24 protein-coding genes are annotated in these 25,249 nt (G+C 64.1%); 11 read left to right on the top strand and 13 right to left on the bottom strand.

Annotated elements, in window-relative coordinates:
- Nucleotides 1-126 precede the first annotated feature (126 nt).
- The 7 genes from VLT15_10860 to VLT15_10890 all read left to right on the top strand — a co-directional run bounded on the left by VLT15_10860 (nucleotide 127) and on the right by VLT15_10890 (nucleotide 9,159).
- On the top strand, nucleotides 127-1,470 hold the full coding sequence (locus VLT15_10860; protein ID HSR45709.1) for an erythromycin esterase family protein: 1,344 nt from the start codon (nucleotides 127-129) through the stop codon (nucleotides 1,468-1,470).
- Between the two features lie 55 nt (nucleotides 1,471-1,525).
- Nucleotides 1,526-3,136: an AMP-binding protein gene (locus VLT15_10865; GenBank protein ID HSR45710.1), complete on the top strand. Its 1,611-nt coding sequence runs from the start codon at nucleotides 1,526-1,528 to the stop codon at nucleotides 3,134-3,136.
- Nucleotides 3,137-3,258: 122 nt separating this feature from the next.
- On the top strand, nucleotides 3,259-4,662 hold the full coding sequence (locus VLT15_10870) for an extracellular solute-binding protein (protein ID HSR45711.1): 1,404 nt from the start codon (nucleotides 3,259-3,261) through the stop codon (nucleotides 4,660-4,662).
- Between the two features lie 72 nt (nucleotides 4,663-4,734).
- On the top strand, nucleotides 4,735-6,114 hold the full coding sequence (locus VLT15_10875; GenBank protein ID HSR45712.1) for a sugar ABC transporter permease: 1,380 nt from the start codon (nucleotides 4,735-4,737) through the stop codon (nucleotides 6,112-6,114).
- Complete coding sequence (locus tag VLT15_10880) at nucleotides 6,114-6,962, top strand: carbohydrate ABC transporter permease (protein ID HSR45713.1); 849 nt, start codon at nucleotides 6,114-6,116, stop codon at nucleotides 6,960-6,962. The genes VLT15_10875 and VLT15_10880 overlap by 1 nt, the downstream gene beginning before the upstream one ends.
- Before the next feature lie 36 nt (nucleotides 6,963-6,998).
- Nucleotides 6,999-8,369: a glutamine synthetase family protein gene (locus VLT15_10885; protein ID HSR45714.1), complete on the top strand. Its 1,371-nt coding sequence runs from the start codon at nucleotides 6,999-7,001 to the stop codon at nucleotides 8,367-8,369.
- A 16-nt stretch (nucleotides 8,370-8,385) separates the two neighbouring features.
- Nucleotides 8,386-9,159, top strand: a complete 774-nt coding sequence (locus VLT15_10890; GenBank protein ID HSR45715.1) for a glucose 1-dehydrogenase — start codon at nucleotides 8,386-8,388, stop codon at nucleotides 9,157-9,159.
- Here VLT15_10890 and VLT15_10895 read toward each other — a convergent pair.
- From VLT15_10895 to VLT15_10905, 3 genes are all read right to left on the bottom strand, one after another.
- A complete protein-coding gene (locus VLT15_10895) occupies nucleotides 9,131-9,835 on the bottom strand; it encodes a ceramidase domain-containing protein (GenBank protein HSR45716.1) in 705 nt (234 codons plus the stop codon). The two genes, VLT15_10890 and VLT15_10895, sit on opposite strands and share 29 nt — an antisense overlap.
- Nucleotides 9,836-9,843: 8 nt before the next feature.
- Nucleotides 9,844-10,227 (bottom strand): hypothetical protein, encoded by a 384-nt coding sequence (locus tag VLT15_10900; protein HSR45717.1) that lies wholly within the window; start codon nucleotides 10,225-10,227, stop codon nucleotides 9,844-9,846.
- Between the two features lie 89 nt (nucleotides 10,228-10,316).
- Nucleotides 10,317-10,955 carry a hypothetical protein gene (locus VLT15_10905; GenBank protein HSR45718.1) on the bottom strand — a complete coding sequence of 213 codons (639 nt, stop codon included), beginning with the start codon at nucleotides 10,953-10,955 and terminating at the stop codon, nucleotides 10,317-10,319.
- A 163-nt stretch (nucleotides 10,956-11,118) separates the two neighbouring features.
- Here VLT15_10905 and VLT15_10910 point away from each other — a divergent pair, with 163 nt between their 5' ends.
- Nucleotides 11,119-11,739: a hypothetical protein gene (locus tag VLT15_10910; protein HSR45719.1), complete on the top strand. Its 621-nt coding sequence runs from the start codon at nucleotides 11,119-11,121 to the stop codon at nucleotides 11,737-11,739.
- Nucleotides 11,740-11,744: 5 nt separating this feature from the next.
- On the opposite strand, the gene VLT15_10915 is transcribed toward VLT15_10910, so the two are convergent.
- From VLT15_10915 to VLT15_10930, 4 genes are all read right to left on the bottom strand, one after another.
- Entirely contained in the window at nucleotides 11,745-12,389 is a 645-nt protein-coding gene (locus VLT15_10915; protein ID HSR45720.1) for an SDR family NAD(P)-dependent oxidoreductase, read from the bottom strand.
- Nucleotides 12,386-13,918 carry a peptide ligase PGM1-related protein gene (locus tag VLT15_10920; GenBank protein ID HSR45721.1) on the bottom strand — a complete coding sequence of 511 codons (1,533 nt, stop codon included), beginning with the start codon at nucleotides 13,916-13,918 and terminating at the stop codon, nucleotides 12,386-12,388. The genes VLT15_10915 and VLT15_10920 overlap by 4 nt, the downstream gene beginning before the upstream one ends.
- Nucleotides 13,919-14,219: 301 nt before the next feature.
- Nucleotides 14,220-15,695 carry an acyltransferase gene (locus VLT15_10925; protein ID HSR45722.1) on the bottom strand — a complete coding sequence of 492 codons (1,476 nt, stop codon included), beginning with the start codon at nucleotides 15,693-15,695 and terminating at the stop codon, nucleotides 14,220-14,222.
- Between the two features lie 33 nt (nucleotides 15,696-15,728).
- Nucleotides 15,729-16,640: a hypothetical protein gene (locus tag VLT15_10930; protein HSR45723.1), complete on the bottom strand. Its 912-nt coding sequence runs from the start codon at nucleotides 16,638-16,640 to the stop codon at nucleotides 15,729-15,731.
- Between the two features lie 48 nt (nucleotides 16,641-16,688).
- Between VLT15_10930 and VLT15_10935 the strand changes: the two genes are divergently transcribed.
- Complete coding sequence (locus VLT15_10935; protein HSR45724.1) at nucleotides 16,689-17,225, top strand: asparaginase domain-containing protein; 537 nt, start codon at nucleotides 16,689-16,691, stop codon at nucleotides 17,223-17,225.
- Between the two features lie 3 nt (nucleotides 17,226-17,228).
- On the opposite strand, the gene VLT15_10940 is transcribed toward VLT15_10935, so the two are convergent.
- Together VLT15_10940 and VLT15_10945 are read right to left on the bottom strand one after the other, a co-directional pair.
- Nucleotides 17,229-17,636: an OsmC family protein gene (locus VLT15_10940; protein ID HSR45725.1), complete on the bottom strand. Its 408-nt coding sequence runs from the start codon at nucleotides 17,634-17,636 to the stop codon at nucleotides 17,229-17,231.
- Nucleotides 17,637-17,694: 58 nt separating this feature from the next.
- Complete coding sequence (locus VLT15_10945) at nucleotides 17,695-18,525, bottom strand: DMT family transporter (GenBank protein ID HSR45726.1); 831 nt, start codon at nucleotides 18,523-18,525, stop codon at nucleotides 17,695-17,697.
- Nucleotides 18,526-18,764: 239 nt separating this feature from the next.
- On the opposite strand from VLT15_10945, the gene VLT15_10950 reads away from it, so the two are divergent.
- Nucleotides 18,765-21,827: a PQQ-binding-like beta-propeller repeat protein gene (locus tag VLT15_10950; protein HSR45727.1), complete on the top strand. Its 3,063-nt coding sequence runs from the start codon at nucleotides 18,765-18,767 to the stop codon at nucleotides 21,825-21,827.
- Between the two features lie 9 nt (nucleotides 21,828-21,836).
- On the opposite strand, the gene VLT15_10955 is transcribed toward VLT15_10950, so the two are convergent.
- Entirely contained in the window at nucleotides 21,837-22,109 is a 273-nt protein-coding gene (locus tag VLT15_10955) for a UBP-type zinc finger domain-containing protein (protein ID HSR45728.1), read from the bottom strand.
- Between the two features lie 150 nt (nucleotides 22,110-22,259).
- Here VLT15_10955 and VLT15_10960 point away from each other — a divergent pair, with 150 nt between their 5' ends.
- Nucleotides 22,260-22,664 carry a hypothetical protein gene (locus VLT15_10960; protein HSR45729.1) on the top strand — a complete coding sequence of 135 codons (405 nt, stop codon included), beginning with the start codon at nucleotides 22,260-22,262 and terminating at the stop codon, nucleotides 22,662-22,664.
- A gap of 3 nt (nucleotides 22,665-22,667) precedes the next feature.
- Here the strand turns inward: VLT15_10960 and VLT15_10965 are convergent, their stop codons facing one another.
- Genes VLT15_10965 through VLT15_10975 form a run of 3 tightly spaced genes read right to left on the bottom strand, consistent with a single transcriptional unit; the run spans nucleotide 22,668 to nucleotide 25,167 of the window.
- Nucleotides 22,668-23,474 (bottom strand): ABC transporter permease, encoded by an 807-nt coding sequence (locus VLT15_10965; GenBank protein HSR45730.1) that lies wholly within the window; start codon nucleotides 23,472-23,474, stop codon nucleotides 22,668-22,670.
- On the bottom strand, nucleotides 23,471-24,244 hold the full coding sequence (locus VLT15_10970; GenBank protein ID HSR45731.1) for an ABC transporter permease: 774 nt from the start codon (nucleotides 24,242-24,244) through the stop codon (nucleotides 23,471-23,473). Before VLT15_10970 ends, VLT15_10965 begins: the two co-directional genes overlap by 4 nt.
- Complete coding sequence (locus VLT15_10975; GenBank protein HSR45732.1) at nucleotides 24,241-25,167, bottom strand: ABC transporter ATP-binding protein; 927 nt, start codon at nucleotides 25,165-25,167, stop codon at nucleotides 24,241-24,243. Before VLT15_10975 ends, VLT15_10970 begins: the two co-directional genes overlap by 4 nt.
- Nucleotides 25,168-25,249: the final 82 nt, after the last annotated feature.

Below are 25,249 nucleotides of genomic sequence, written 5' to 3' on the forward strand. Positions count from 1 at the left end.
GGGACCCATAGGTCCCGAATGTCGCGCGAAAACGGGGTGGGTGGCCTGGTGTTACGGGCCGTTCTCCCCTGGGCGGTGGGCTCGCCGACCGACATGGTGTTGGGGACCCGTTGCGGAGGAGGCGACATGCGATGGATTGCCGGTCTGGGCTGCGTTGTGTCCCTGTCCATCGCCGCCTGCAGTGCCGGTCCGGTCGAGGTGACCGAGGAGACCTTCGTCGCCTGGGCTGAGGACCGCGCCGTCGTCCTCGATGCGGAGGATTGGCCGAACACCGATCCTTCGGCCCTCGAGGTACTCGATGAGTTGATAGATGAGGCGAGGGTCGTGTTTCTCGGCGAGCCCGATCACTACATCGCCGAGAAATACGACTACCGGCTGGTGATGATTCGCTACCTCATCGAGCGGGGATACAACTACATCGGAATGGAGATGGGTCTCTCCGATGGCATGCGTGTCGATCGTTATCTGGAGACGGGGGACCCTGCGGAGCTGAACAGAGTGGCGCTCTACGGGTATCGGGGCGACATGCGCGCCGATCGAGACGACCTCCCCGGCTCCTTCGCCGCCTTTGCCAACCGGGAGTTCTCCGATGCGTTCATCAGGGCGGAGGTCGAGTTCCTGAGCATGCTGCGAGTGGTGTCCGAATCTCTTCCCGATCGTTTGCGCTGGTTCGGATTCGACGTGGACATATACCCCGGCGGGGGATACGCGGACCTCGGTTCCGTCCTGGCGCCGTATACGGCGGACGAACTCATCCGGCAGCTGGAAACTGCCTCCTCCAGGGTTCCCGGCGAATCGCGGCCCGAAGAGATCGAGCGTCTCGAGGCGTTGGAGAGCTACGTGTCCGACCGGTTGCCCGAACTGGTCGAGACCATCGGAGCGGACCGGGCCGGGCAGGTCCGCCAGATCCTGCGCAACCTCGTCGAATCCCTTCGATTCAGAGACCTGGCTTTCCGTGAGCCTTTCGGGCAGTACTGGGCAGAAGGCCTGGCATACAGGGAAGCTGCCATCATCGGACGGTTGGACGACGGGTGGCTTGTGCAGCTGCCCGACGACGCCAAGGTCATTCTTATGGGCCACAATTTCCACCTGAGCAAGGAAGGGATCAACCTCAGCTTCGGCTCCGTCGCGGAGGCGGTGCCGTCTCCGCTTCCGGTCTCGTTCGGGTCGGGAGTGGCCGACCGGGTCGCCGCCCGTTCGATCTGGATGCTCTACGACCACGGGACGAGCGCCAACTCGCTGCTGGACCCCCCGTACTTCGACGTTCCGAGCCACTCCGACCGGATCGAACATCTCTTGGCAGGCGTGGCGCCCGTCTTCGTACTGCCCCTCGTGGATGACGATCCGCGTTCGGCCTGGCTCGATCAGGATCTCAACTTCGTGCAGAACGGCGATTACGGCAGCGGCCTGCTCCGCATGCAGGCCGATATCGTTTTCTTCGTCGAGGAAGTCCACGCCGTCGGGCGCTGACGCCTGGTTCTAGTGTGAGCAACTCGTTGCCGGGACGGGAGAGGAGCGGGCCGTGATGGGCAATCCGAGATCGATCGATCCGTCCTTCGGGTCGACTTACGACGATCTGGTCGGTGCCTTCCGGTGGAATATCCCGCATCGCTTCAACATCGGCGCCGCCTGCAGTGATGCACTGCCGTCAACCGACACCGCGCTGGTGATCGTCGACCGGAGAGGCCTGATCACCGAGTACACCTTCGGCGATCTGGCGACGATGTCGAACCGGCTCGGCAACGGTCTGCGCGCCGTCGGAATCGAACGGGGCGACCGCGTGGGGATAGTTGCCCCGCAGTCCGTCGAGACGGGCGTTGCCCATCTGGCCCTCTACAAGATCGGGGCGGTGGCCTTGCCGCTGGCGTCCTTGTTCGGGCCGGATGCCCTGCACTACCGGCTGGGAGACAGCGGGGCCCGAGCGGTCATGACGACCCAGGACAATCTCGACAAGGTGGTCGAGGCAACCGACGGGCTCGGGTGCATGATCATCGTGACCGGTGCGACCGCCACCAAGCCGTTCCGCTCTTTCGACGATCTGGTGAGCCGGGGGACGGATGCGCTCGATATCGCCGGCACCTCTGCCGAGGACCCCGCCTATCTCATCTACACGTCCGGCACCACAGGTCGGCCGAAGGGGGCGCTGCACGCCCATCGCAATTTGATCGGCCACCTGCCCGCCTTCGAGCTCTACTACGAGTTCTTCCCGAGGGAAGGTGACGTTCATTGGACTCCGGCGGACTGGGCGTGGATCGGCGGGTTGATGGACTCCCTCCTCCCTTCGTGGTATTTCGGACGCCCGGTGGTGGTAGGCCAGCACGACTTCGAACCCGAATGGGCTGTCGATCTGCTTGCGAACCAGCGCATCACCTGCTCGTTCCTGCCTCCCACTGCCCTCAAGATGATGCGGGCGGCCGGCGTGTCGCGGCGGGACCTGCAGCTGCGTGCCGTGTTCAGCGGTGGCGAGGCTCTCGGCGAAGAGATGCTGAGTTGGGCCGATGAAAACCTCGGAGTGCTCATCAACGAGGGATACGGACAGACGGAGGCGAACCTCACCGTCGGGAACTGTGCCTCGACCTGGCCGGTCAAACCGGGCTCGATGGGCAGATCCATTCCCGGGCACGATGTCGTCGTGCTGGACGCAGACGGCCACCGCATCATCGGGGAAACCGGAGAGATCGCCGTCCGGCGGCCCGATCCCGTATTCATGCTGCGGTATTGGAATCAGCCCGAGGCCACGGAGGAGAAGTACTCGGGGGACTGGCTACTCACCGGCGATCTCGGCCGGGAAGACGATGACGGGTACCTGTGGTTCGTGTCTCGCAAGGACGACGTGATCATTTCGATGGGCTACCGGATCGGTCCGGGTGAGGTCGAGGAGTCGCTGATGGGGCACCCGGCGGTCGCCAACTGCGCGGTGATTGGAGTCCCCGACGAGATCCGTGGCCAGGCCGTCAAGGCGTTCGTCGTCCTGAGGGAGGGGTATGAGGAGAGCGATGGACTGGCCGCCGAACTCCAGCAGCACGTCCGGACCAGGCTGGCCGCACACGAGGTGCCGCGGCGGGTCGCCTTCATCGACGAGCTCCCGAAGACGACCACCGGCAAGACGATGCGACGGCTCCTCCGGTCCCTATAGCCGTCCGGCCGGCCCGGACCCGCGCCCAGATGGGTTTGGCTAGCATGCGAATGCCGACCGGGAACTTCCCGGGAGGGCGTCCTCGGGCCGATACGGCCGAGGAATCGCAACTAAGGAGGGCTATGAAGTACCGACTTTTGGCCGTGCTTGCGGTGATCAGTCTGATCGTCGCAGCGTGCGGGAGTGGCGACGAGGATACGACCACAACCGCTGCAGCTGGTGGGGGAGATGACGGCGGAGGTACCGCCGAAGTAATCGATATCGATTTCTGGGTTGCATTCTCGGACGAGGCCCGCCTCGGGTTCGCAGAGGACCGTGCAGCCGAGTTCAACACGAAGCACCCCGAGTACAACGTCAAGGTGACGTCATTCGCGTCGTACAACGACGCGTTCGATGCCGCCGTGCTTGCCGTGGACAGCGGCGAGCCGCCCGCTCTGATCCACTTCTTCGAGGCTGCCACCAGGCAGGCACTCGATGCCGTGGATGAGGCGGGGAATCCGATCTTCAAGTCGGTTACCGAAGCCATCGGCGGCCGTAGCGAGGTACTGGGAGAGCCGGTGATCCTCGACGACGTGGTTGCGGCTGCCCGTAACTACTACACGGTGGACGGATCGTTCTACTCGATGCCGTGGAACACGTCGACGGCCATCATGTTCAACAACATGGACCTCCTCAACGCCGCCGGTGTCACCGAAGCGCCGTCCACGTGGGGCGAGGTCGAGGCTGCTTGCGATGCGCTGATGGCTTTGCCCGACGCGCCGAAAGGCTGCATAACCTGGCCGAACCATTCGTGGTTCGTCGAGCAGTCGATGGGTCAGCAAGGAGAGTTGCTCGGCAACGCCGACAACGGCCGTACCGGGCGGGCAACCGAGGTGTATCTCGAGTCCGACGGCATGCTCAACTACATCAACTGGTGGAAGGGCCTGTCCGACGACGGGTACTACATCTATACCGGCCTCCAGCGCGACTGGGACGGAACCTCCAACGCATACCTGGCCGGTGAGGTGGCGATGCTCATCTACTCGAGCTCCGATACCACGTTCTTCGACGAGAACGCCGAGTTCACCAACCAGGCCAGCTTCATGCCGTACAACGAGGACGCCGGCTACGTCGGCAACCTCATCGGTGGAGCAACCATCTGGATGCTCGACGGCATGGACTCTGCGACGGAAGACGGTGCGCTGGCGTTCATGAACTTCTTCTCGAATCCGGAGAACGCCGCCGCCTGGCACAAGCTGACCGGATACATTCCGATCACGGAAGCCGCGGTGGAGCTGCTCGAGGAGGAAGGCTTCTATGCCGAGAGCCCGAACTCCAAGGTGGCGTCCGATCAGCTCGCAGCAGCCGAGAACACTCCGGCGTCGCTGGGTGCTCTGCTGGGCAACTTCGTCGGTATCCGCGACATCATCACCATCGCGATCGAGGACATTCTCGTGAATGACCTGGACGTCAATGAGAGGATGGCGCAGGCCAACGAAGAAGCCAACAAGTCACTTTCCGAGTACGAACAGCTATTCGGTAACTGAGGCATTCGTGGGGGTGGAGCGCATGCTCCACCCCCACAAACCTGTGGGGCACTGAATGGACGCTGAAACCGCATGTTGATGATCGGCCTCGTCGGCGCCGCTCTGCTGGGCGTTGCCTACGTGCAGTGGAAGACGGACAATCCGTCGGTCCCCCGGCTCGGAATAGGCTCGGCAGTTGCGGTGGCCGGAGCGGTGGTGACTCCGATCGCCATGGGTCGGTGCGCGTTCGTCGCCGGAGCAACGGGGGTCGATCGCCTGCTCGCCTACGGGCTCATGGCGGCCACCGCCTGGGTTGCGCTGATCGCCCTCCATGCGGTCTTCGACCGTGTCGACGGCAAGGTCAGAGAAGAGTCGGAGATGACCGGTGAGATACGGTCGGGCGGTTACCGCATCGGGTGGTGGGTGCCGTGGCTGTTGCTCGCCCCGACGTTGATCATCCTGATCGTGTTCCTCTATTACCCGGCCGTTCGCACCTTTACCCTGTCCAGCCAGCTGACCAGGCTCGGTGCCCCCAAATCGGTGGACGTCTGTTTCGGCAACTTCACCGAACTGCTCATTACCGACGCCTTTCGTCTGGTCGCTTATCCGCTCGCTGCCATCGCCGCGGTTTTCGCCGTCCGGTTCTGGAGGCAGCGGTCCATCCCGGGAAGTGTGAGCCATCGGATCGCCGAAGCGGCCTCCGTGGTGGCCATGCTGTCGGTGTTCGTTGCGCTGTACGCCGTGTTCTCGCCGGGCGGCGGTGGTCAGGTCGAGTACCGCTCGGTCTACGTCAATACGCTCATCATCACGGTGGGTATCGTCGTCCTGGGCATGGTCCTGGGATTGGCGGTCGCCTACCTCGCCTTCCGCGACGTCCGCGGCGCGGGGGTCTATCGGACGCTGCTCATCTGGCCGTACGCGATCTCTCCTGCCGTCGCCGGCGTTCTCTTCTTCATGATCTTCGACCCGACCGCCGGGATCTTCACGCATGTGATGGACACCTGGTTTGGGATCGATCTTCCCAACTACCGGGAGAACGCTTTCCTGGCCATGGCAGCCATCATTCTGGCCAGCGCCTGGAAGATCATCGGGTACAACATCCTTTTCTATCTGGCGGGATTGCAGTCGGTGCCCCTCGAGCAGGTCGAAGCTGCGGTCATCGACGGAGCGTCGGCGTGGCAGCGGTTCACCAAGATCGTGATGCCCGCCCTGTCGCCCATCACGTTCTTCCTGCTCGTCACGAACCTCACCTATGCCTTCTTCGAGGTCTACGCCACCATCGACTTCATGACCAAGGGCGCACCCGCCGGACGAACATCGGTGGCCATCTATGAAATCATCCGGGTGGGTGTCAACAACGGTGACCTCGGACGAGGTGCCGCGCAGTCGGTGCTGCTGTTCATCGCAGTCATCGCGGTGACTCTCTGGCAGTTCCGGACCAGCGGCAGGCGCGTCAGTTATGGAGGGGCGTGATGGCCGGTTTGACTCCGGGGGTCCAGAGGGTCGGTTTCATTCGGGGACGGAAGTGGCCCTACCACATCGCCCTGACGCTCACGGCGATCATCATTGCGTTCCCACTGCTCTACGCGGCGCTCATCGCCACCCAGAAGAACCCAGAGATCTTCTCGTTCAAGTTCACTCCCGGGAGCGCTCTGGCTTCGAACTTCGATGCCGTCTGGGTCAAACGTGACTTCGCCGGGGCGATGCTCAACTCGTTCCAGATGTCGATCTGGGTGACCGTCGGCAAAACCGTCCTATCGTTGCTTGCCGGTCTGGCCTTCGTGTACTTCAAGTTCCGGGGCAAGTGGCTGGTGTTCTTCTTCGTGCTGGTCACACTGATGATGCCGACCGAAGTGATGATCCTGGCCATGTTCCGGATGGTTTCGGGCTTCGGCTGGCAGGACACGATGGCCGCGCTGGTCATGCCTTTCCTGGCTTCGGCCACGGGTGCCTTCCTGTTTCGTCAGCACTTCGCCAACCTGCCGAGCGACCTGCTCGAGGCGTCGCAGATCGACGGGGCGACCCCGATCAAGTTCCTGACCAGGATCCTGGTGCCTCTCTCGTGGAACGTCGTTGCGGCCCTCTTCGTAATTCAGTTCGTTTACACATGGAACATGTTCCTCTGGCCGAGTCTGATCATCCGCGACGATTCGCGTCAGGTCGTTCAGGTCGCATTGCAGACCCTCACCAACATCGACGGAGCGCTCACCTACGGACCTCTGATGCTGGCGGCCATAATCGCTTCGGTTCCACCTGCCATCGTTTTCATACTCATGCAGAAGCCTTTCATGAGCGGGTTTGCGGTCGGTCAGGACAAGTAGCCGGGTCGATAGAACGGACCACGAGGGAGAGTCGGGATGCGCGGATTGATCAGCGTCGACGAGTTGCGGACACTCGTCGAGGCGGACGAGATCGACACGGTGGTGGTCGGGTTCACCGATCACCACGGAAGGTTGCACGGCAAGCGCTTCGATGCCGAGTTCTTCCTGGACGGTGCCGTAACCGGCGGAACCCATGCTTGCAGCTACCTCCTCACCGTGGACATGGACATGGAACCGATCCCGGGCTACTCCTATGCCAACTGGGAGAAGGGCTACGGCGATTTCCACATGGTGCCCGACATCTCGACGCTGCGGATCGCCGACTGGCTGTCCGGTACCGCCATCGTGTTGTGCGACGTCGAGGACGAACACACCGGCGAGCTCGTTTCGGTGGCTCCCAGATCCATCCTGCGCAAACAACTGCAGCTGGCCGCAGAAATGGGCTACTCGGCGATGGCCGCATCCGAACTCGAGTACTTCATCTACGAGGACAGCTACCGCTCGGCGGCGGCGGACGGTTACGCCAACCTGCAGCCGGTCGGCTGGTACATCGAGGACTATCACATCCTCCAGGGAACCAGGGAGGAGCCGTACAACGCGGCGGTGCGCCGGCACCTGGCCCGCTCCGGCATACCGGTGGAGACCTCGAAAGGGGAGTTCGGCCGGGGACAGCACGAGATGAACGTCCGCTACGCCGAGACGCTGGACATGGCTGACCGCCACGTGCTGATGAAGCAGTGCATGAAGGAGACCGCCGACGGGATGGGGATGGCGATCACGTTCATGGCCAAACCCGACGCGGCTGAGGCCGGTTCGAGCTGCCACATTCATGTGAGCCTCTGGAAGGACGGCCGGAATGCGTTTCCCGGGGACATTTCGCTCCCGCCGTTGCTGGTGTCTGACGAGTTCCGCTGGTTCCTGGGCGGCTGGATGGACAAGATGTCGGAGTTGATCGTCTTCTTCGCTCCGACCATCAACTCCTACAAGCGCTTCCAGGACGGCTCGTGGGCGCCCACCCGCATCGCCTGGAGTCACGACAACCGCACGGCAGGATTCCGGATAGTGGGTGACGGAGCCGGCCTGCGTATCGAATGCAGGGTTCCGGGTGCCGACGTCAATCCGTACCTGGCATACGCAGCGATGCTCGCCGCCGGTCTGGACGGCATCGCCAATCAGATAGAGCCTCCCGGGATATTCGAAGGGGACGTCTACGCGGCGGCAGAACTCCCGCAGGTTCCGCGCACGCTGCGCGACGGACTCGAACTGTTCGCCGGGAGCGAGTTCGCCAAGAGGGCCTTCGGCGCCGAAGTGCACGAGCACTACCGGCATTTCTTCGAGGTCGAGTTGGAGGCGTACGACAAAGCCGTCACGGACTGGGAACGCAAGCGCTATTTCGAACAGATCTAGGTGTCGGGGAGGTGTGATGCGGCTCAAGGACAAGGTCGCTCTGGTCACCGGAGCAGGCAACGGAATCGGTCGGGAGACCGCCCTTCTCTTCGCCCAGGAGGGGGCGGCGGTGGTGGCCGTCGATCTCGATGAAGCAGCCGCCGCGGAGGTTGCTGCCGGGATTGTGGAGAGGTCGGGAAAGGCGATTGCAGTTGCGGCGGATGTATCGTCCGCAGCGGCTTGCGAGCACATGGTGGCGGCTGCGGAAGGCGAGTTCGGCAGGCTCGACGTCCTGTTCAACAACGCCGGGATCATGATGTCGGCAGACGGCGATGCAGTGTCCACCGAAGAGGAAACCTGGGACAAGACGATGGCCGTCAACGCCAAGGGTGTCTTCCTCGGCTGCAAGTACGGCATTCCGGCGATGCTTCGTTCCGGTGGCGGGTCGATCATCAACACCGCCTCGTTCGTAGCGCTCGTCGGGGCGGCGACTCCGCAACTGGCCTATACGGCCTCCAAGGGAGCAGTACTGGCCCTGACCCGTGAACTGGCCGTCGTCCATGCGCGGCAGGGCATCAGGGTGAATGCCCTGTGTCCGGGTCCACTGCGCACGGAGTTGCTCATGAGCTTCCTGGACACAGAGGAGAAACGACGGCGCCGCCTCGTCCACGTGCCGATGGGCCGGTTCGGGGAAGCACGCGAAATGGCCGAAGCCGCCTTGTACCTGGCCTCGGAAGAGTCGTCGTACGTGACCGGTACCGAGTTCCTGGTAGACGGTGGCCTCACCGCCGCCTACGTGACGCCGGAGTAGCGACGGGACCGGAGGGGGCGTCCCGGGAGATCCTCACCCCGTAGGCAGCCAGGCCGGCTCCGGCGAGAACGTGCCAGACGGCATGGCCCTGCAGGAGCGAGTCCGGATCACACAGGGGCCCATCCGTGCGACTCAGCTGGAACACGATGAACCCGGCGGCCATCAGTGCGATCGGCGGTAACAACGACCGGCGTCTGTCGTTGTCGATTGCCCGGTTGGAATCGGGCTGCGATCGGCGGGCCGGGGCCAGGACGAGAATGACGGCGGCAGCCGCCGCACCGGCCGCAATCGTGAGGGTGATCGCCGGAGAGATCCAGGAAACGGCCGCAATCCCCGTCCATGCCGCCCACCACGAAACAGCACTCCACCGCTTTCCGCTCCTTCGCGATACCTCGATGGTCAACAGGAGTGCCGGCAGGCCGGTGAGCGAGGCATCATGAACCCAGGTAGCGACACGCCCCCCGAAACCATGAAAGGCGGCGCTGCCGAGGCCCGCCAGGATCAGAACTCCGGCCATCACTCCGACGGGTTCCCGCGTCGGGTGCACCCGGACTCGCGTGAAGACCACCACTCCGGCCACCACCAACGCCAGGCTGCTGAGCGCGTTGACGGGCTGGTCGAGCAGGCCGTCGATGATCCGTTCGCAGTCTCCGGCGTGGCCGGCAAGCGTGGCCATTCGTCCCGTCACATGGTCAGCAGGCGAGCGATGACGAGGACGGCGGCGGCTCCACCCAGTGCGCCGAACATGGCCGCGATGATCCGGGGAGTACGTTGCGGAGCACCGATCGGTGGGATCCGGTTGAGCTCCACCAGGGACTCCACGGCTTCAGCCGGTCGAAACCGGAAGAGGGAGCGAAATAGGGCCCGTGCCGGCTCGAGCTTGGATGCGGAGCGGAGCAGGCCGGTTGTTCCGACGAGAGCGACCGAGAGTCCAACCATCCACCAGACCGTGTTCCGATAGGGGACGAAGGCCATCACGATCATGCCCAGGGTGGCGATGATGGCCGATACGGCGCGTACCCACTCGGCCCGCAACTGTTGTGTGGTTCGATCGGTCGGATGTTCCACTTCTGACAGTATTGCACCGGCTCGACCGAGCGGATGAGACCTCGCCCGGTCCGGCACCGGCTCGCTCCACTAGCGGGCGACCCCCCCTTTCAGGGGCGCGCGGCGAGAACCTCGACCTCGTACCGCGCGGACAGGGAGCGGGATGTGTTCTCGGCCCAGTCGACCCATCTCTCCCCGGTCGGACGACCGGCCCATCGCACCCGGAAGCCGGGGCCGGCGGCGGTCACCCGCTGTGGCCGGATCGATCGATGCAGGAGCGCCGCTCCGAGTGGAGGCCTGCCCGGGTGAAGCGTGAGCGGCCCGACGATGGAGGCTTCCTGGGCGCGGTAGATGGTCGACTCGGTGACGATGCGGCCGGAGAGCTCCACGAAGCCGGTTGCCACGGGTACTCCCGCGGGGGAGCGCAGCCGAACCGGCTCGGGGGTTTCGTCCCGATTGGCGTATATGCCACAGCTGCAGCTCGGCTCCGGAACGGTCGAGTGGTGGCGCTCGATCCGCGGCGGCAGCGTGAACGCTTTGTCGAACCGGCCGGCGGCGGTGCATCTTGCTTCCAGGCGCCGGGTCCGCCACGGATACCCGTACAGCCCGGTCAGCAGGGGGCGCGGTTCGTTCAGAGGAAGCTTCTCCGCAACCACGAGCCAGCTCCTCAGGACCACGAGTGGTCCGGTTCCATCCGGATCGGTGGGTGGGAACACATCGACCCGGCTGTCAATCCAATCGACGGTCATCCCAAGGTCAGATTACAGAGATTCTCCGCCGCGGGGTAGAGACCGGGAACAGACCCGGCGAGCTCCGGCGGTGCAGTCGCAGCGGCTTCTTCTGGGAGTTGAAGAGCGCCTGCGGTCGGCGAACGGGCTTGTGTTTGGCGTTGCTACCGCGGAGACTGCCGCAATGCTGCCGCGACCTCCCCGAGCCGAACTCCGAAACCGCCTCCCGCGGCTCATGTTCGGCCTGTTCCTCTTCGGGCTGGGCCTTGCGTTCATGGTGATAGCCGATCTCGGCCTGGCTCCATGGGAGGTGATGCACCAGGGCATCTCCGGGCGAACCGGCATCCCGATCGGAACCGTCGGCATTCTCACCGGGATGCTCGTGCTCCTCGCCTGGTTCCCGATCGGCGAGAGGTTCGGCATCGGCACCCTGGCGAACGTGATCTTCATCGGGATCGTCATAGATCTGAGCCTGTGGCTGCTTCCGGATCACCTCGATAGCCTGGCGGTGCGCTGGCCGACGATGCTGGGCGGACTAGTACTCGTGGCCGTGGGTTCGGGTTATTACATCGGCGTTCATCTTGGCCCCGGACCCCGGGACGGTCTGATGACCGGACTGAGTCGCCGGACGGGGCGGCCGATCGGCCTCGTGCGGGCAATCATCGAACTGACGGTGCTCGGAGTCGGATGGCTTCTCGGCGGAACCGTGGGGGCGGGCACCGTCGCTTTCGCGTTCGGTATCGGCCCCCTGGTCCAGCTGTTTCTCGGGCGACTGTCCCTCCCGTTCGCGGCGCCGGCGGACTGAGCTGTTCACCAGGGATGTTCTCGACCGTCCCAGGTCCAGAAACGTCCGTGATGGTCCGGGCCGAGTGTCGAGATCAGGCTTCGCATCCCCTCTGCGCTCTCTTCGATCGACAGCGGCGCCGCCTCGCCGCCCATGTCGGTTCGCACCCAGCCGGGATGCATGACAATCGCCACGATTCCCGCATCCCTCCAGGCGTCCGCCCTTGCCCGGAACTCGTCGTTGAGGGCGGCCTTGGAGTCGCCGTAATCTCCCAGGCTCCCGGTGCTTCCCCGCCTCGCTCCCATTTGCGAGGTCACGAGTACCACTTTTCCGCCGGTTGTCAGGGCGCCGGCGTCCAGAAAGTCCTGCGCCACGCGGATCGGCGCCTCGGCGTTGACGGCCATCATGAGGCCGCGCGGTGTCCCCCTGCCGACCCCTGCGTTGTGGATCAGCACGTCGAGGCCGCCGACGGACGGGATCAACCCGTCCGTTTCGTCCAGCACATCAAAACCATGAACGACGATCGGTCCGGCGAGTGAGCCGAGCTCGCCGGGCGCCTCCGGGGTGCGGGTCGTTGCATGCACCGTCCATCCGTCGTCCAGATAGCTGCGTACCAGGCCGAGGCCGATTCCCCGACTCGCTCCGACTATGAGAACGCGTCCCGTGGTCATCCCGTCAGTGTGGCACTTCCCACCGCTTCATCGAGAGCGTGAACGACATCGGCGTGGAGTTTGTCGGCCTCCTCGTGGCTGTTGCCGACTGCCGTGATTCCGACAAGTCCTCTTGGCGGAAGTGCACTCATCATGTGAAACACAACCCCCGTCTGACGGGTCTGGTCGAAGTGCAGGTCGTTCATCATCACGATATCGAATAGATCGTCGGGTGAAAGGACCCGGTATGAGAGTGATTCGACGTGGTCCGAGGCGACGTAGAACTTCTCGTTCCCGCCGGGCGCGACGAAGTGGCCTGTGTCGGGGTCGTACATCCCGTCGGTGAGGAACTGAAGAGTCAGGAACGGATGGGTCGTCCCCCCCTTGCGAAGGTTGATCTCGATCGCGTATGACTCCCACTTTCCGCCGGGCCGGCGTGCGGTGACGAAGTCGATCGCGAAGCGACCCAGCACTCCTCGCTCTGCCAGCAGTCTCCCCACCGCCCGTGCCTGTCTGCTGATCTCGACCACATAGCCCGCATCGGCGGGAAACCGTGAACCGAGAAAGGTCTGACCATTCGGTCCGCCCAGAATCTGATCATGGGTGGAGAGGAGCTCCACATCACCGAGAGGGGTTATCCGCAACTGAACGCTCGGGCTGCGGACTTCCTCGGCCGTGATCCGTTCCTCGACGACTCCACCGACTTCGGCGAGCTTCGAGATGTACTCGGTGTAGTCGAGAGTTCCCAACTCGAACTGCATCGAGGTCATGCGACCGAGCACGGCGTCGGCTTCGCCTGCGCTTCCGGGAGCCGGCAGGCCCTCCAGGTGGAGATCGGCGTTGCCGCCGCCGGATACTCCTTCGTTCAGCTTCACCACGGCGCGGTTCAATCCGGGGTGCTCGGATCGCATCTCGAGAACCGCTTGCAGCAAATCCGATTCGCCCGAGAGGTCGGCGCGCCCCAGTGGGTGTGCCACCCCGGCCTCTGCGAAGAGGAGGCGGCTCATCGTCTTGGTCCCGAGCGGTAGATGGCGCGGATCGGCCCCGTACATCGGGATCCCCAGTCGCATAGCCAGTTCCCGGTCGTTCCATCCGGTGAAGAAAGGGATCATGTGGGCTCTGTCCGGGTCGGGGATCAACGACTTGATGTGAGTGATGATCTCCGGATTGGCCAGCAGTTTGTCGGTGAGTGGCCCGGCGGAGTCATCGGGTGTCGACACCAGAAACAGCCGGCGCCGTGCATGACTCGGTATGACCCCCGGCAGCAGGCCGAGGTAGTAGTCGACGATGGTCGGGTTGATCGGTTGCCCCGTTACATAAACCATCCGCAGTCGAGGCTGCCGGAGGAGGAGTAGCAGGAAGAGGAACCTTTCCTCGTAGGCCTGGCGGTCGGTGCTGGTGAGGGGGTAGTCGACCTGGGCGTTCGGCACGACGACGACCGTCTGCTCGTCCTTGTTGAAATGTTCGATCGATTTCCACAGTGGAACGAGTTTGGCCTGAAGCCGGTCGAACTCGTCCTGATCGGTGACGTCGACTTGAACGCCGTTCATTGTTCCCTCCCTCTTCGACCGGAAAGTAGCACCCGGATGTGCTCGCCGCTCGGGGCCTTCGACGCGCTAGGGGTTCCATCGTCTCATTCCCGGGAAAGAAAACCCTTGACAAAGTGACATCATTATGACATCATAATGACATCACGAGGAGAAGGAAGACCGAAATGTTGAGCATTCCGATCATGGGAACGACCTACCACCAGACCCGGCGCTCCGAACTGATGAGGGCGTTTCGCCCCACCCGAGTTTCTGGCTCAGTCAAGTTCGGCTAGCTCTCGGCAGACCAACAAACGAAGGCCCCTCAGGGGCCTTCGTTTCGTTTGGGGAGAGTCCGGGCCGTTCGCACCGCTATCACGGCCGCAACGGCACCCGTAGTTCCCAGAGCCAGATCCAGGTTTGCCAGCGCCCTGTTGCCGCCGATCAGCCCGAGTCCTTCAGCCCAGCCCGTGGCTCCCAGCACGAGCAGCAACAATCCCGCCGCGGCGGTCGATACCGTGGAGTGTCTCCCTCGAGAGATGGTGGTCAAGACGGCAACACCGAGCAAGAGATGCACCACATTCGAGAGGGGGTTCATCGTGAGACCCAGGAGTCCCTCGCCGGTGTTTGCCAGAGGCCGGTTGAAACCGGTCACCCCGAACCCCAGCAGCGCCACCGCGACGAGAAGGACTCCGAAGACCGATGCCGGGGCCAGTCCTTCATTCCCGCCGGGCACTATGCCGGGAGACGGATGGACTTCGAATCTTTTCGTCAGGGTCACCAGGACAAAGAGAGAGACCGCCAGCGCCAGCAGCCACACCGGCCGCCAGAGCCACCAGTCGGTCGATCCGATGGCGTGTTGAGGAAATCCCAGCGGATAGAGAATCGCCACGGCAATCGAGATGGCGCTGACGTGCCAGAGATACATCGACAGCGGGACCCGGTTCAGCAGGTCGATCCATCTGCCGCCTGCCCGGCCGCGCAAGACGGCCGGGCGCGCGAGGAGCGCGAGGCTGATCAACAGGATCGAAACTCCCACCAAGGCCAGGCTCGGAGGGTCGCTGTTCCACCGATCCTCCCCGGGCACCATGATCATGCTCACGGGATAGTCGAAGACCCTTGTGAGTACCACCAGGGACCCCAGTCCGGCCGCGGCGGATGCCAGCAACAACCGGGGTCGGAGGCGGAGCAGCGATCCGTCCGCGTAGAAGAACCCCAACTGGTGAGGCAGCAGCCACACGAAGGCGTAGTTGACGAAACCAATCGCTTCTACGCCAACCGGATAGACGATCATGTCGATGCCGAGTGCGCCGGCCGCCATGACCGCCACGGCGCGCCGGCCCCATCGCTCATGCAGGCGATGCATCAAGGGCGCCAGGGCGACAACGACTACGTAGACGCCGACGAACCAGAAGGGCAGCGCGGCGACATCGGCTCCCCGATCGAGCAGGTTCGGCTGCGGCAACGGGAGCGCCTCTGCGGCCAGACCGACCGCCAGCCAGACTGCGATGAACAGGATCGTCGGCTCGAGAAGCCGGCGTAACCGGGTCTTCAGAAAGGCGAGGTAGCGGCGATCATGCCGGGCAAGTGATCTGGCGTTGGCGAAACCCCCGACGAAGAACAACAGCGGCATGACCTGGAGAAACCAGGTGGCGTAATGGCTCTCCGGTACGAACGACAGGGCGCTCTCCCCGGCGATTCGTCCCGGTTCCCAAACCACCGAAGTGGCCGTCCAGTGGCCGGCCACCACAACGAGAACGGCAGCTACCCGCAGCGCGTCTATGAAACGGTCGCGCTCCATCACTTCAAGCCGGACGCCGCTGCGCGGGCTTCGTCAAGAACCGCAGCCGCACGACAAAACCTCCAGGAGGCCCAGCTCGCTGCCCGCCCACTCGAATGCCTGCAGGAAGGCACCTTCCCAGACGTTGCCGTTCAGGACGATCTCCATCAGGCCGTCGCCGTTCAGATCGGCGATCGCCGCCACCTCGATTTGAACCCAGCCGAAAGGTCCCTCGTCGTCAACGACGTGTACGCCCAGTAGCGCCGTCTCGACCTCGCCGTCCATGATCTTGCGCAGATAGACGATCGTGTAGTTGCCGGCAGCGGTCTCGACCGGATCGTCCGGCATCGTGCTCGCGACAACGACCACCTCATCGACCCCGTCACCTTCGAGATCGGTGCGGATCACCTGCTTGAGGTTCACTTCCGGGATGCCGGCAACCCGGCCGGCAAGGAGTATGGAGGTGGCTTCTTCGTAGGCGTCCAGCGATGTGGAGAGCATCTCGACCTTGTGTGGACGGACGTCTCCCAGAGTCTGAATTGCGAGGGCATCGATATCCTGCCAATCGCCGGGCAGTTGAGGATCGAACTCGATGTTCAGCAGTTCGAGCGGATCGCACCACGGTCGGGGTTCCGTGCCCTCGGACGTGGTGATCGGCTCGGCGAGCCTGACCACCTGGTACTGCTCGCCGCCCGTCACGGGAGGAAGGCCCTCGCTCTGCCAGTCGCCGTCCCACCAACCGAGCAGGCATGTGTCGCCGGCAATCAGGAAGGTATCGGCTGCCGCCGGCACGGTCGTGGTCGTCGACGGCCCTGTGGTGGCAGGAGTTTCGGTGGTGGATGTGGTGGCGAGAGTCGTCGGGACGGTCTCCTCCGATGCCCCGGCAGACGTGGTGGTTGCTTCGGGCGATCCGCTGCAGGCAGCCACGATCAGGACGAGCGTCAGAGAGGGAACGAGGTGTTTCATGCAGCAAGACTATCCCGTGGGGCAACGATATCCCTCTAGTCTGCCCCTGTGACCGGCTTCCAGCTCACGATCATCTCGACCGGCGGGACCATCGAGAAGACCTACGAAACCAGTTCGGGGGTGCTTTCCAACACGATGAGCGTCCTCGATCACATGCTTGCCCAGATTCGTACGCCGGATCTCGTCACCAGGCGCGTCCAGCTGATGAACAAGGACAGCCTCGACATGACCGGGCCCGATCACGAACTGATCGCCGTCACGGCCCACGAGTGTGCACGATCAGCAGACGGTGTGGTGGTGGTGCATGGAACCGACCGGCTGGCCGAGAGCGGCGAAGCCGCCCATGCCGTCGGGACACCGGCTTCGCCCATCGTTTTCACCGGTGCGATGCGACCGTTCGAACTGCGCGACACCGACGCCTTGCAGAATCTCGTCGAGGCCCTGGTGGCCGTTCGTCTGGTCGAACCGGCCGTCTACGTGGCAATGCACAATCGGGTGCTGCGTTTCCCCGGTGTCGTCAAAGACCACAATGCGGGCACCTTCACATACGGGACCGCCGGCGAAGGAAGCAACCGGCCCGGTTGATCCTCATTCCGCCAGCCGGACCGTCATCTCCGCGGCCCGCTCGAGGGTGTTGGACACCGCGCACCCGTTACGGGCGATGGTGAGGAGCTTCTGCTTCTCATCGGCCGTGGCAGGGCCTTCGAGTACGACTTCCATCCGGACTGCCGCGAAGCGGAAAGGTTCGTGCGCCAGATCCCCTTCGATATCCAGCTCGAGTCTTTTGATCGGTATCTCCCGTGCCTCTGCGGCAGCGACGAGGGTGCTCTTGAAGCAGGCACCCCAGCCGATCAGCATCAAGTGCCCACCGTTGAATCCCAGTCCTGTGCCGCCGGTCGAAACAGGTCGATCGAGTGGTATCACCCCGTTCTGCTCCTGCCGGCCGATCGCACGGTGACCCCTTAGCGCCTCAACGGTGACTCTGAGTGTCGGCATCGCACCTCCTCACAGGAAACGTAGCGGGCACTGCGGGGGTTCGCATACCGGGCGGGCGTCATCCGGTGGCGATCAATCCAACTGCGACCAATGCACCGGCCAGTCCGACCAGGCGAGGCGGCGAGATCCGCTCCTTGAAGAAGAGGCGGGCCAGCAGAACGGTCGTCGCCGGGAACATCGAGGCCACGACGGCGACGATGGCCAGCGACCCGCGCTGGGCGGCCAGGATGAAGGCTCCATTCCCAAAGATCGTCGCCGCCCCCGCTCCGACGACCGGGGCCAGCGAGACACGGTGGGGGAGCAGGACTGCTCCGGTTCGCCATGCGATCAAGTAGAGCAACACAAACCCGGCGCCGCGGGCAGGGACAAGCGGCCAGATCCCGGAGTCTTGCGACACCAGGCTGAGGAAGACGAGCATGCTGCCGAAGCCCAGACCTGCCAAAGCCCCGTAGCCGAGGCCCGTGACCGTCGTCTCGTTACGGTCGATGGGTGACCTGCTGATCAGATAGATGGAAACCATCCCCAGGACAACGCCCGCCACCTGCATACCAGCAGGAGGTTCGCCCATGACTGTGGCAAACAGGACCCCGGTGGCCGCCGCGCCGACGGCGGCCACCGGTGACACGACCGCGACCTGACTCTTCGTGAACCCCGTGTAGAGGGCCAGGACCGCCAGGGCTCCGGCAATGCCGGCCAGAGCGCCCCAACCGAAATCCGTTCCTATCGGGTTCCCCGGCAACAGCAGTGACACCAGGATCGCAGTGATGAACCCAGCAACGTGGGAGGCGGCGACGACGGCGAGGACCCTCCCGTACCGGCTTCCCAGGCCGCCGAGGAAGTCGCCGGTGCCGCTGAAGGCAGCGGCAAGGAGAGAAAGAAGGATCGCCACAACCCGGAGAGGCTACTTCCTCCGTGACCGGTTGGGATATGCGCGCCGGCCGGCAGACCCGCCAGGATCCTGCTCGATTGGACGTCATAGGTTGCGGATGTCGGGTAAGTTCTCCTCGACGCTGACGACTAAACGGTAAGTTCGGGCGTACGGAGGGGACCATATGAGAGCCACGCAGGATCATTCCGTGTTGCGGCCGCTCGACTCGTCCCGATTGAATCACTGCGCGGGGAGCCATTGTGAGTAACGGACAGTTCACGGACCTAGCGATCCTGGCGGGATTGATAGAGAGGCCGCTCCGGGTTGAGGAAGCGGCGGAAGCTCTCGACATCAGCCCGCAAGACGTCCTGGCTCGAGCCCACGAAGGCGTCGAGCAGGGTGTGCTGGCCAGCGAGGGATCAGGATACGTTCTCACCGGGGCTGCTCCGGAGGTCGATCCGCCGTACCTCGCCTACCTGGCGGGGAAGCTGGCCGAGACCCTCACAGCCCGTGGAGCCAACGGCGAGGCAGGAAAGCTCTTCATCCGCGCCGGGCGCGAGGTAGAGGCCATCGGCGCCTTGGTGGCGGCTGCACTCGGTGACGACGACGAGCAGGCAGCCAATCTCGCGCTCGAGCTCGATCCCGAACTCACCCCGGTTGAACGGCAGGATGCCGGGCGCCTGCACCTCATGCTGGCCCGTCATGCTCGCGACCACGGATCGAGCCCCACTGCCGACGAGCACGCCCGAAATGCGATCCGCCGCCTCGAAGGGCCGGAGCTGATCGACGCCCTCCGGTTCGGCGCCGCCGTTGCTTCGGACCTTCAAGACTCCCAGCGAGCCGAGAGTCTGACTGCGCTGGGCGCCGGAGTGGCGATATCGCTGGGCCGCAAAGACAAGGCCGGCACGATGCTCACCCTGCTGGGAAGAGAGCTCAACAGGCTGGGTTTTGCCGACGAGGCGGACGCCGCTCTGGCACGAGGCATCGCCATGCTCGACACCCACGGCGATCGAAGTGAGCAGTTCCTCGGCCGGATGAACGCCGGATGGGTCGCGTTCGACCGGGGAATCCTTCAGGAAGCGGAGATAACCTTCGACAACCTGACCGACCAGGCCGACGATCTCCACGACTCCGTGACCAAATCCAGCCAGATGGCCTATCACAGTCGTGCACTCGGAATGGTCGGCCGGATCAATGAGTCCAGGGTGCGCGCTGCCCAGGCCAGGGCGATTGCCGCCGAATACGGGGCAAGGGCCATCGAATTCCTCGTCGCTCTCGGCGAAGTGGAAGGGGCCCTGGCGTTTCGGCGCCCGGCAGACGCCGCCGAGGCGGTCGAGAACGCCGATCGAATTGCCCGCGAGCATCTGCCGTCGTGGCTGAACAGGACGCTCCATTACGAGGCGAAGGCCGCCCTGCTGGTCGGCGATCGGGAGACGGCGCGCCGGGCCCTGGCCGAGGCCCGGGAGCACACACCCAGCGGCATCGACGGTTGGCGCGTTCGGAATCTGATTCGCATCACCGAGATGGAGATGATCGAAGGCGACTGGCCCCAGGGAGAGGCCGAGGACCTGACCGACGAGTTCCTCCAGTCCCGCCAGTATCTGGCGGCGGCTGAGCTGCTGACCATCCGGGCCGAGCGCGAGAAGGATGCCGAACTCGCCCTCCAGGCCGCTGCGCTCGCCGGACAGGTGGGTGCGCCGGCACATGCCGCGCTGGCGATCGAAGCGGCCGGGGCGTGGGACGACGCGCCGGTGGCCGCCGCCGCAGGTGAAATGATCCGCCGGGCGGCCGCCGCCATGCCGGATGACTGGCGAGACGGCCTGCGTGATGTCCCTGCGTTCGCGCACGCACTCGACGCCGAGCCCCTCGAGACACCCGATTCGGAGGCCCTCGACGATCTCCTCGCCGAAGTGCTGACCAGCGCCGGTTTGACCGGCGACTTCGTCTTGAGCCCTGCACAGCGGCGAGCTCGCGGCCTCGTGCGGCGGAAGTCGCGCCGTCGCAAGACGTCCCCGGTGACGTGGCTGGCCGCGGCCGTCGGCGGAGCGGCGCTGGTCGTGTCGATCTTTGCCGTCACAGCCGGCGACGGGCCGGCTACCGGAACGACGCTGGCCGCGCAGCCGACCACCACCACCTCCTCGACAACGACCACGACGCTGCCGGAGGATCCCAATCCGGAACCCCCCGAGCTGGGGCTCTTCGGCGAGTCCCAGTTCCGCGGCAGCGACGGTCTGACCGGAGTGGCGAGCGAGCCGGCGTTGACCGCCTTCAACGGGCACTACTGGGCGCAAAAGCCGGGAGGGTTCTTCCGCGCCGACCCGGTAGCCGCCGGCAGGTTTCTCTATCTGGGCAGCTCGACCAATGATCAGGTCTATCTGATCGACCTCACGACCGGAATAGTGGCGGACAGGCTCGAAGCCGACGGAAGGGTGCTCGTTCCGGTCGCGGTCGGTGATATGAACGTAGCGCGCGGCGACGGGACCGTGAAGATGGTGGTGTATGTTGCCGAAGGCGGCACCGTGCACGGTCGACCGGTCGAGGGAGGCGGAGCATTCGCCCCCCTCTCGCTGGGATCCGACGTTTCAGCCGGCCCGGTCATCGCCGGCGGCCTGGCCGTGATCCCGACCGAGGGGGGCCGTGTGTATGCCCTCAACAGCGATGGCATCGAGTGGATCTATCCGGCCGAGGATCAGGAACCTCTAGCCGAGATCGGCGAGGAGGCCGCATATGCGGACGGGATCCTGTATGTCGTGGACCAATCGGGAGAACTGCATCTGATCGAGGCGGAAACAGGCACCGGCATCTGCAGCAGGAGGTTTGGCCAGCCCCCGGTCGGGAATCCGGTTGTGTCCGACGGAAACGTGTACGTGCAGGCCACGGGCGTGGTGGTCATTGCACCTGCAGGGACATGTGAGGGAACCGAGAGCGTCGTCGTTGCCTCGCCGGAGGTGACGAATCCTATTGCCGTGCAGGATGGAATCATCTTCTCCGCAGAGGCAAACCGGCTGTTCCCGTTTGATCCGAACCTGATGACTCTCGAGTCGATGGGTTCCGACAGCCAGCTCGGACCCTGGGCGCCGTTCATCGCCGACTCCGACATAACGACTCCGCCGGTGATCGCCGGGGAACTAGTCATCTTTGGGACACAGAACGGAATCGTCTATGCGGTAGATCTGGCGACGGGCGAAGAGGTATGGCGTTTCGACGTCGGCGTGGCGACCGGTGAATCAGTCGGTATCGAGGGATCCCCGGTCGTCCTGAAGAACACGGTCATCGTCATGACCAATCAGGGAAACCTCGTCGCCATCGCCAGCGGCGAGTAGACCCGCCGATCAGGCATCCGGGGTTCTGATGCCTGTTTCGTGCTCGAAGCACCAGGCCCAATGCTCGCCCGGTTCCTTTGATCGGATCACCGGATGGCCGTGTTCCGCGGCGTGCTTTCTGGCGTGACGATTGGGGGAATCGTCACAACAGAGAGTCCGCCCGCAGCCGACACAGAAGCGTAGATGCACCCATGTGCCTCCGATCGCCAGGCAGTCCGCACACCCACCATCCGGCATCGGATCCAGTGGAACTGACAAAAGGTGTTCGCAGGGTTTCCCCATGACGCTCCTTCACTCGGCTACTCGTGCCCTTGGGGCTGTTCGGCACTCTACCGGTCCCCGGCTCCTGTGGCCGGTGGATGTCGGAACTGTCGTCGGGTTGGCGGTCGTGCATCGGCGGGAAGGAGCGGACCGGACGGCGACATTCAACTCGTGACCGGGCCACGTCGTATCATGGTTGCGGCGATGTCCTATCCGACCGACTTCCGCGCCCCGTGGATCGACGACAACGGTTTCCTGCGCTTTCAGATCGGCTTGAAGCGCCCGTCGCTCGCCGTCGTCTCCGGAATCTTCCGTGACGCCGCCGAATTGTCGGCAGGCAAGTTGCTCCCGCTCATCATCGACGGACGAGCGATGCGAATGGCGCCGCCGGCCAAAGCTTGGACGTACGCCATCTACCGCCTCAACTCAATCGCATCGGCCGTGGCCTTCTTGTTCAGCGACATGACGCCGCAGGAAGTGTTCAAGTACCAGAAGGGCATAGGTGCAATGATCCCCAGCCGGGTGTTCGAAGAGGAGTATGAGGCCGTCGCCTGGCTCCGGTCGTTCGCGGATTAGCCGCTAGGACAGCAGCAGCCGTTCCAGTCTCCGGCCGATTACCGCCGAACCGGCGATACCCATGCCGACCAGTACCCCGATATTCACCCACAGCCCCGAGTCCAGGGTTCCGAGCGTGAGGCTCCGGACCAGTTCCGTGCCGTGGTACAGCGGTGAGAACTGGGTGAATCGCTGGAAGAACTCCGGGTAGACCTCGAGCGGATAGAAAGTCGCCGAGAACAAGAACAGCGGCAGGGTCACCATGGTCACGAGGTCGAAGTCCTGCCAGCTGCGCATGAAGGTGGTCGCGGCCATTCCTACCGCACCGAAGGCAAAGCCGATCAAGAGGGTGGCCGGCAGGGCGAGGAGGCCCAGCGGTGATCGGACCAGACCCATGAGCGCCATGACCACAATGAATCCGGCTGAGTAGAGCGCACCGCGAAAGAGCGACCAGACGATCTCTCCGGTAGCGATGTCTCCCGGGGCGACGGGTGTCGCCAGAATCGACTTGTAGGTGTTGCCGTAGCGGATCTTGAAGAAGATGTTGAACGTCGACTCGTAAACGGCTCCGTTCATGGCGGAGGCGGCAAGCATCGCCGGGGCGACGAAGGCGGCATACGAGACCAGTTCACCGTCGGGGCCGGGCACGTCCCCGACGAGTGTGCCGAGCCCGATTCCTATTGAGAAGAGATAGAAGACCGGCTCGAAGAAACCGGCCAGGATCACCCACCACACCGACCTGTAGACGATGAGATTGTGTTCGAGGAGGTGGCGCACCCGGTGGCTGGGCCGCACGGCCGGTGATGCCACGCGTGCAAGCAGTGTCGTCATGGTCTCAGCCTCTTCGTGAGATTGTGCCGGGCGACCAGAGCACCGAGGAGGAAGAGGGCGACCAGGTAGGTGACGTGCTGCCAAAGCGGAAGAGCAGCTTCGATGCCGAGCGCGACGGAACGGGTGAGTTCGACGCCGTGGAAAAGGGGAGTGGCGTAGGCGAGACCCTCGAGCAGATCGGGCAGCTGCTCGATCGGGAAGAACGTTCCGGAGAACAGGAACAGAGGCACGATGGCGAACCGAAAGACCATCGTCAGGCCCGTGTCATCCTCGATCCACGAGGTGAAGGCTGCCATCGGGGCTGCAAAGGCGAGACCGGTCAGAACCGCCGGGAAGATTGCCAGGAATGCTCGCCCGATGCCGGCCGCGTCGAACACGACCAGCATTCCGGCGAAGATCGTGCAGATCATGAGGAGCCGGACGCCGATCCAGGTCAGCAAACCGACCAGCAGGTCGGTCACCGACACAGGGGTGTTCATGATTGCCGGAAAGGTCTTGATCCATTTGAGCCCGGCCATGATCGGGAAGCTTCCTTCGCCTGCACCGCTTTGCATGCCGGTGGCGGCGAGCAGGCCGGGAGCAAGCCATACGAGATAGGTGAGCCCGCCGAACTCGGCAGAGGGGTTGCGGTCGACCAGCGATCCGAGGCCGATGCCCATCGCGGCCAGATACAGCACCGGGTTCAGGAAGTTCGAGAAGACCGAGGCACGCCACACGCGGGCATAGTTGAGAGCCTGCCCCTCGAAGACGTGCAGCGGGAGCGCGGTCATTCGACCAGGCTCCGGCCGGTCAGTCGCAGAAACACATCCTCCAGGGTTGATCGGCGCACCACCGCACTCTCGATCTGCAGCTCCCGTGCAGACACCTCCGCAAGGGCCCGGTCGGCGTCGTCGACGTAGAGGAGAACTCGATCGGCGAGAGTCTCCTGTCTCGGTGCGAGACCGTCCAGCTTGAGCAGCGCCGGCTCCTGCATGCCGACGGGGAAGCGCAGCTCGAGGACCTCCCGGTGGGAGTGTTCTTCGATCAGGGAGCGCGGCGATCCCTCGGCAACGATCCGACCCTGATCCATGACCACGAGCCGGTCGCACAGCTGCTCCGCCTCATCCATGTAATGGGTGGTGATTATCAGCGTCGAACCTTGTTGCTTGAGCCGGTACAACCGATCCCACAGGATGTGCCGGGCTTGAGGGTCGAGGCCGGTCGTCGGTTCGTCCAGGAGGATGAGCTCCGGTTCGTTGATTAGTGCTCGTGCGATGGTGAGCCTTCGTTTCATGCCGCCGGAGAGATGCTCGACCTTGGCGGTTCGCTTGTCCTCGAGATGTGCAAACGCCAGGAGGTCTTCGATTCGCTCCCTGATCAACTTCCTCGGCAGGGAGAAGTAGCGGCCGTAGATGTAGAGGTTGTCACGCACCCGCAGTTCCTCATCGAGCATGTTCTCCTGCGGAACCACGCCCAGGCGACCGCGGATTTCCCGTCCATCGGCGCGGGGATCGAGGCCGAATACCGTGAGCGTGCCGGCAGTGATCGGGGATGTGGCTCCGATCATTCGCATGATCGATGACTTCCCCGCCCCGTTCGGGCCGAGGAAACCGAAGACCTCGCCTCGCCGGATGTCGAAATCGACACCGTCTACGGCCGTCAGGTCGTCGAAGCGTTTGGTGAGCCCGCGGGCCGTTACGAGTGATTCGCTCATGAGCCTGGTCAGGATACCGGTTCGGTCCCGGTTGTCCCTTCGGTATTGCGCTCTCCGGAACGGGGACGGGGCGGGAGGGATG

The organism is Acidimicrobiia bacterium (assembly GCA_035471805.1).
GTDB lineage: Bacteria > Actinomycetota > Acidimicrobiia > Spongiisociales > JAHEDJ01 > JAHEDJ01.

Excerpts from the sequence above, each read along its gene's own strand:
- VLT15_10875 (HSR45712.1), top strand. The coding sequence starts at position 4,735 with ATGTTGATGATCGGCCTCGTCGGCGCCGCTCTGCTGGGCGTTGCCTAC.
- VLT15_10880 (HSR45713.1), top strand. The coding sequence starts at position 6,114 with ATGGCCGGTTTGACTCCGGGGGTCCAGAGGGTCGGTTTCATTCGGGGA.
- VLT15_10955 (HSR45728.1), bottom strand. The coding sequence starts at position 22,109 with ATGGGGAAACCCTGCGAACACCTTTTGTCAGTTCCACTGGATCCGATG.
- VLT15_10975 (HSR45732.1), bottom strand. The coding sequence starts at position 25,167 with ATGAGCGAATCACTCGTAACGGCCCGCGGGCTCACCAAACGCTTCGAC.
- VLT15_10870 (HSR45711.1), top strand. The coding sequence starts at position 3,259 with ATGAAGTACCGACTTTTGGCCGTGCTTGCGGTGATCAGTCTGATCGTC.
- VLT15_10920 (HSR45721.1), bottom strand. The coding sequence starts at position 13,918 with ATGAACGGCGTTCAAGTCGACGTCACCGATCAGGACGAGTTCGACCGG.
- VLT15_10905 (HSR45718.1), bottom strand. The coding sequence starts at position 10,955 with ATGACCGTCGATTGGATTGACAGCCGGGTCGATGTGTTCCCACCCACC.
- VLT15_10910 (HSR45719.1), top strand. The coding sequence starts at position 11,119 with ATGCTGCCGCGACCTCCCCGAGCCGAACTCCGAAACCGCCTCCCGCGG.
- VLT15_10915 (HSR45720.1), bottom strand. The coding sequence starts at position 12,389 with ATGACCACGGGACGCGTTCTCATAGTCGGAGCGAGTCGGGGAATCGGC.
- VLT15_10885 (HSR45714.1), top strand. The coding sequence starts at position 6,999 with ATGCGCGGATTGATCAGCGTCGACGAGTTGCGGACACTCGTCGAGGCG.
- VLT15_10970 (HSR45731.1), bottom strand. The coding sequence starts at position 24,244 with ATGACCGCGCTCCCGCTGCACGTCTTCGAGGGGCAGGCTCTCAACTAT.
- VLT15_10860 (HSR45709.1), top strand. The coding sequence starts at position 127 with ATGCGATGGATTGCCGGTCTGGGCTGCGTTGTGTCCCTGTCCATCGCC.
- VLT15_10925 (HSR45722.1), bottom strand. The coding sequence starts at position 15,695 with ATGGAGCGCGACCGTTTCATAGACGCGCTGCGGGTAGCTGCCGTTCTC.
- VLT15_10940 (HSR45725.1), bottom strand. The coding sequence starts at position 17,636 with ATGCCGACACTCAGAGTCACCGTTGAGGCGCTAAGGGGTCACCGTGCG.
- VLT15_10865 (HSR45710.1), top strand. The coding sequence starts at position 1,526 with ATGGGCAATCCGAGATCGATCGATCCGTCCTTCGGGTCGACTTACGAC.
- VLT15_10890 (HSR45715.1), top strand. The coding sequence starts at position 8,386 with ATGCGGCTCAAGGACAAGGTCGCTCTGGTCACCGGAGCAGGCAACGGA.
- VLT15_10895 (HSR45716.1), bottom strand. The coding sequence starts at position 9,835 with ATGGCCACGCTTGCCGGCCACGCCGGAGACTGCGAACGGATCATCGAC.
- VLT15_10930 (HSR45723.1), bottom strand. The coding sequence starts at position 16,640 with ATGAAACACCTCGTTCCCTCTCTGACGCTCGTCCTGATCGTGGCTGCC.
- VLT15_10965 (HSR45730.1), bottom strand. The coding sequence starts at position 23,474 with ATGACGACACTGCTTGCACGCGTGGCATCACCGGCCGTGCGGCCCAGC.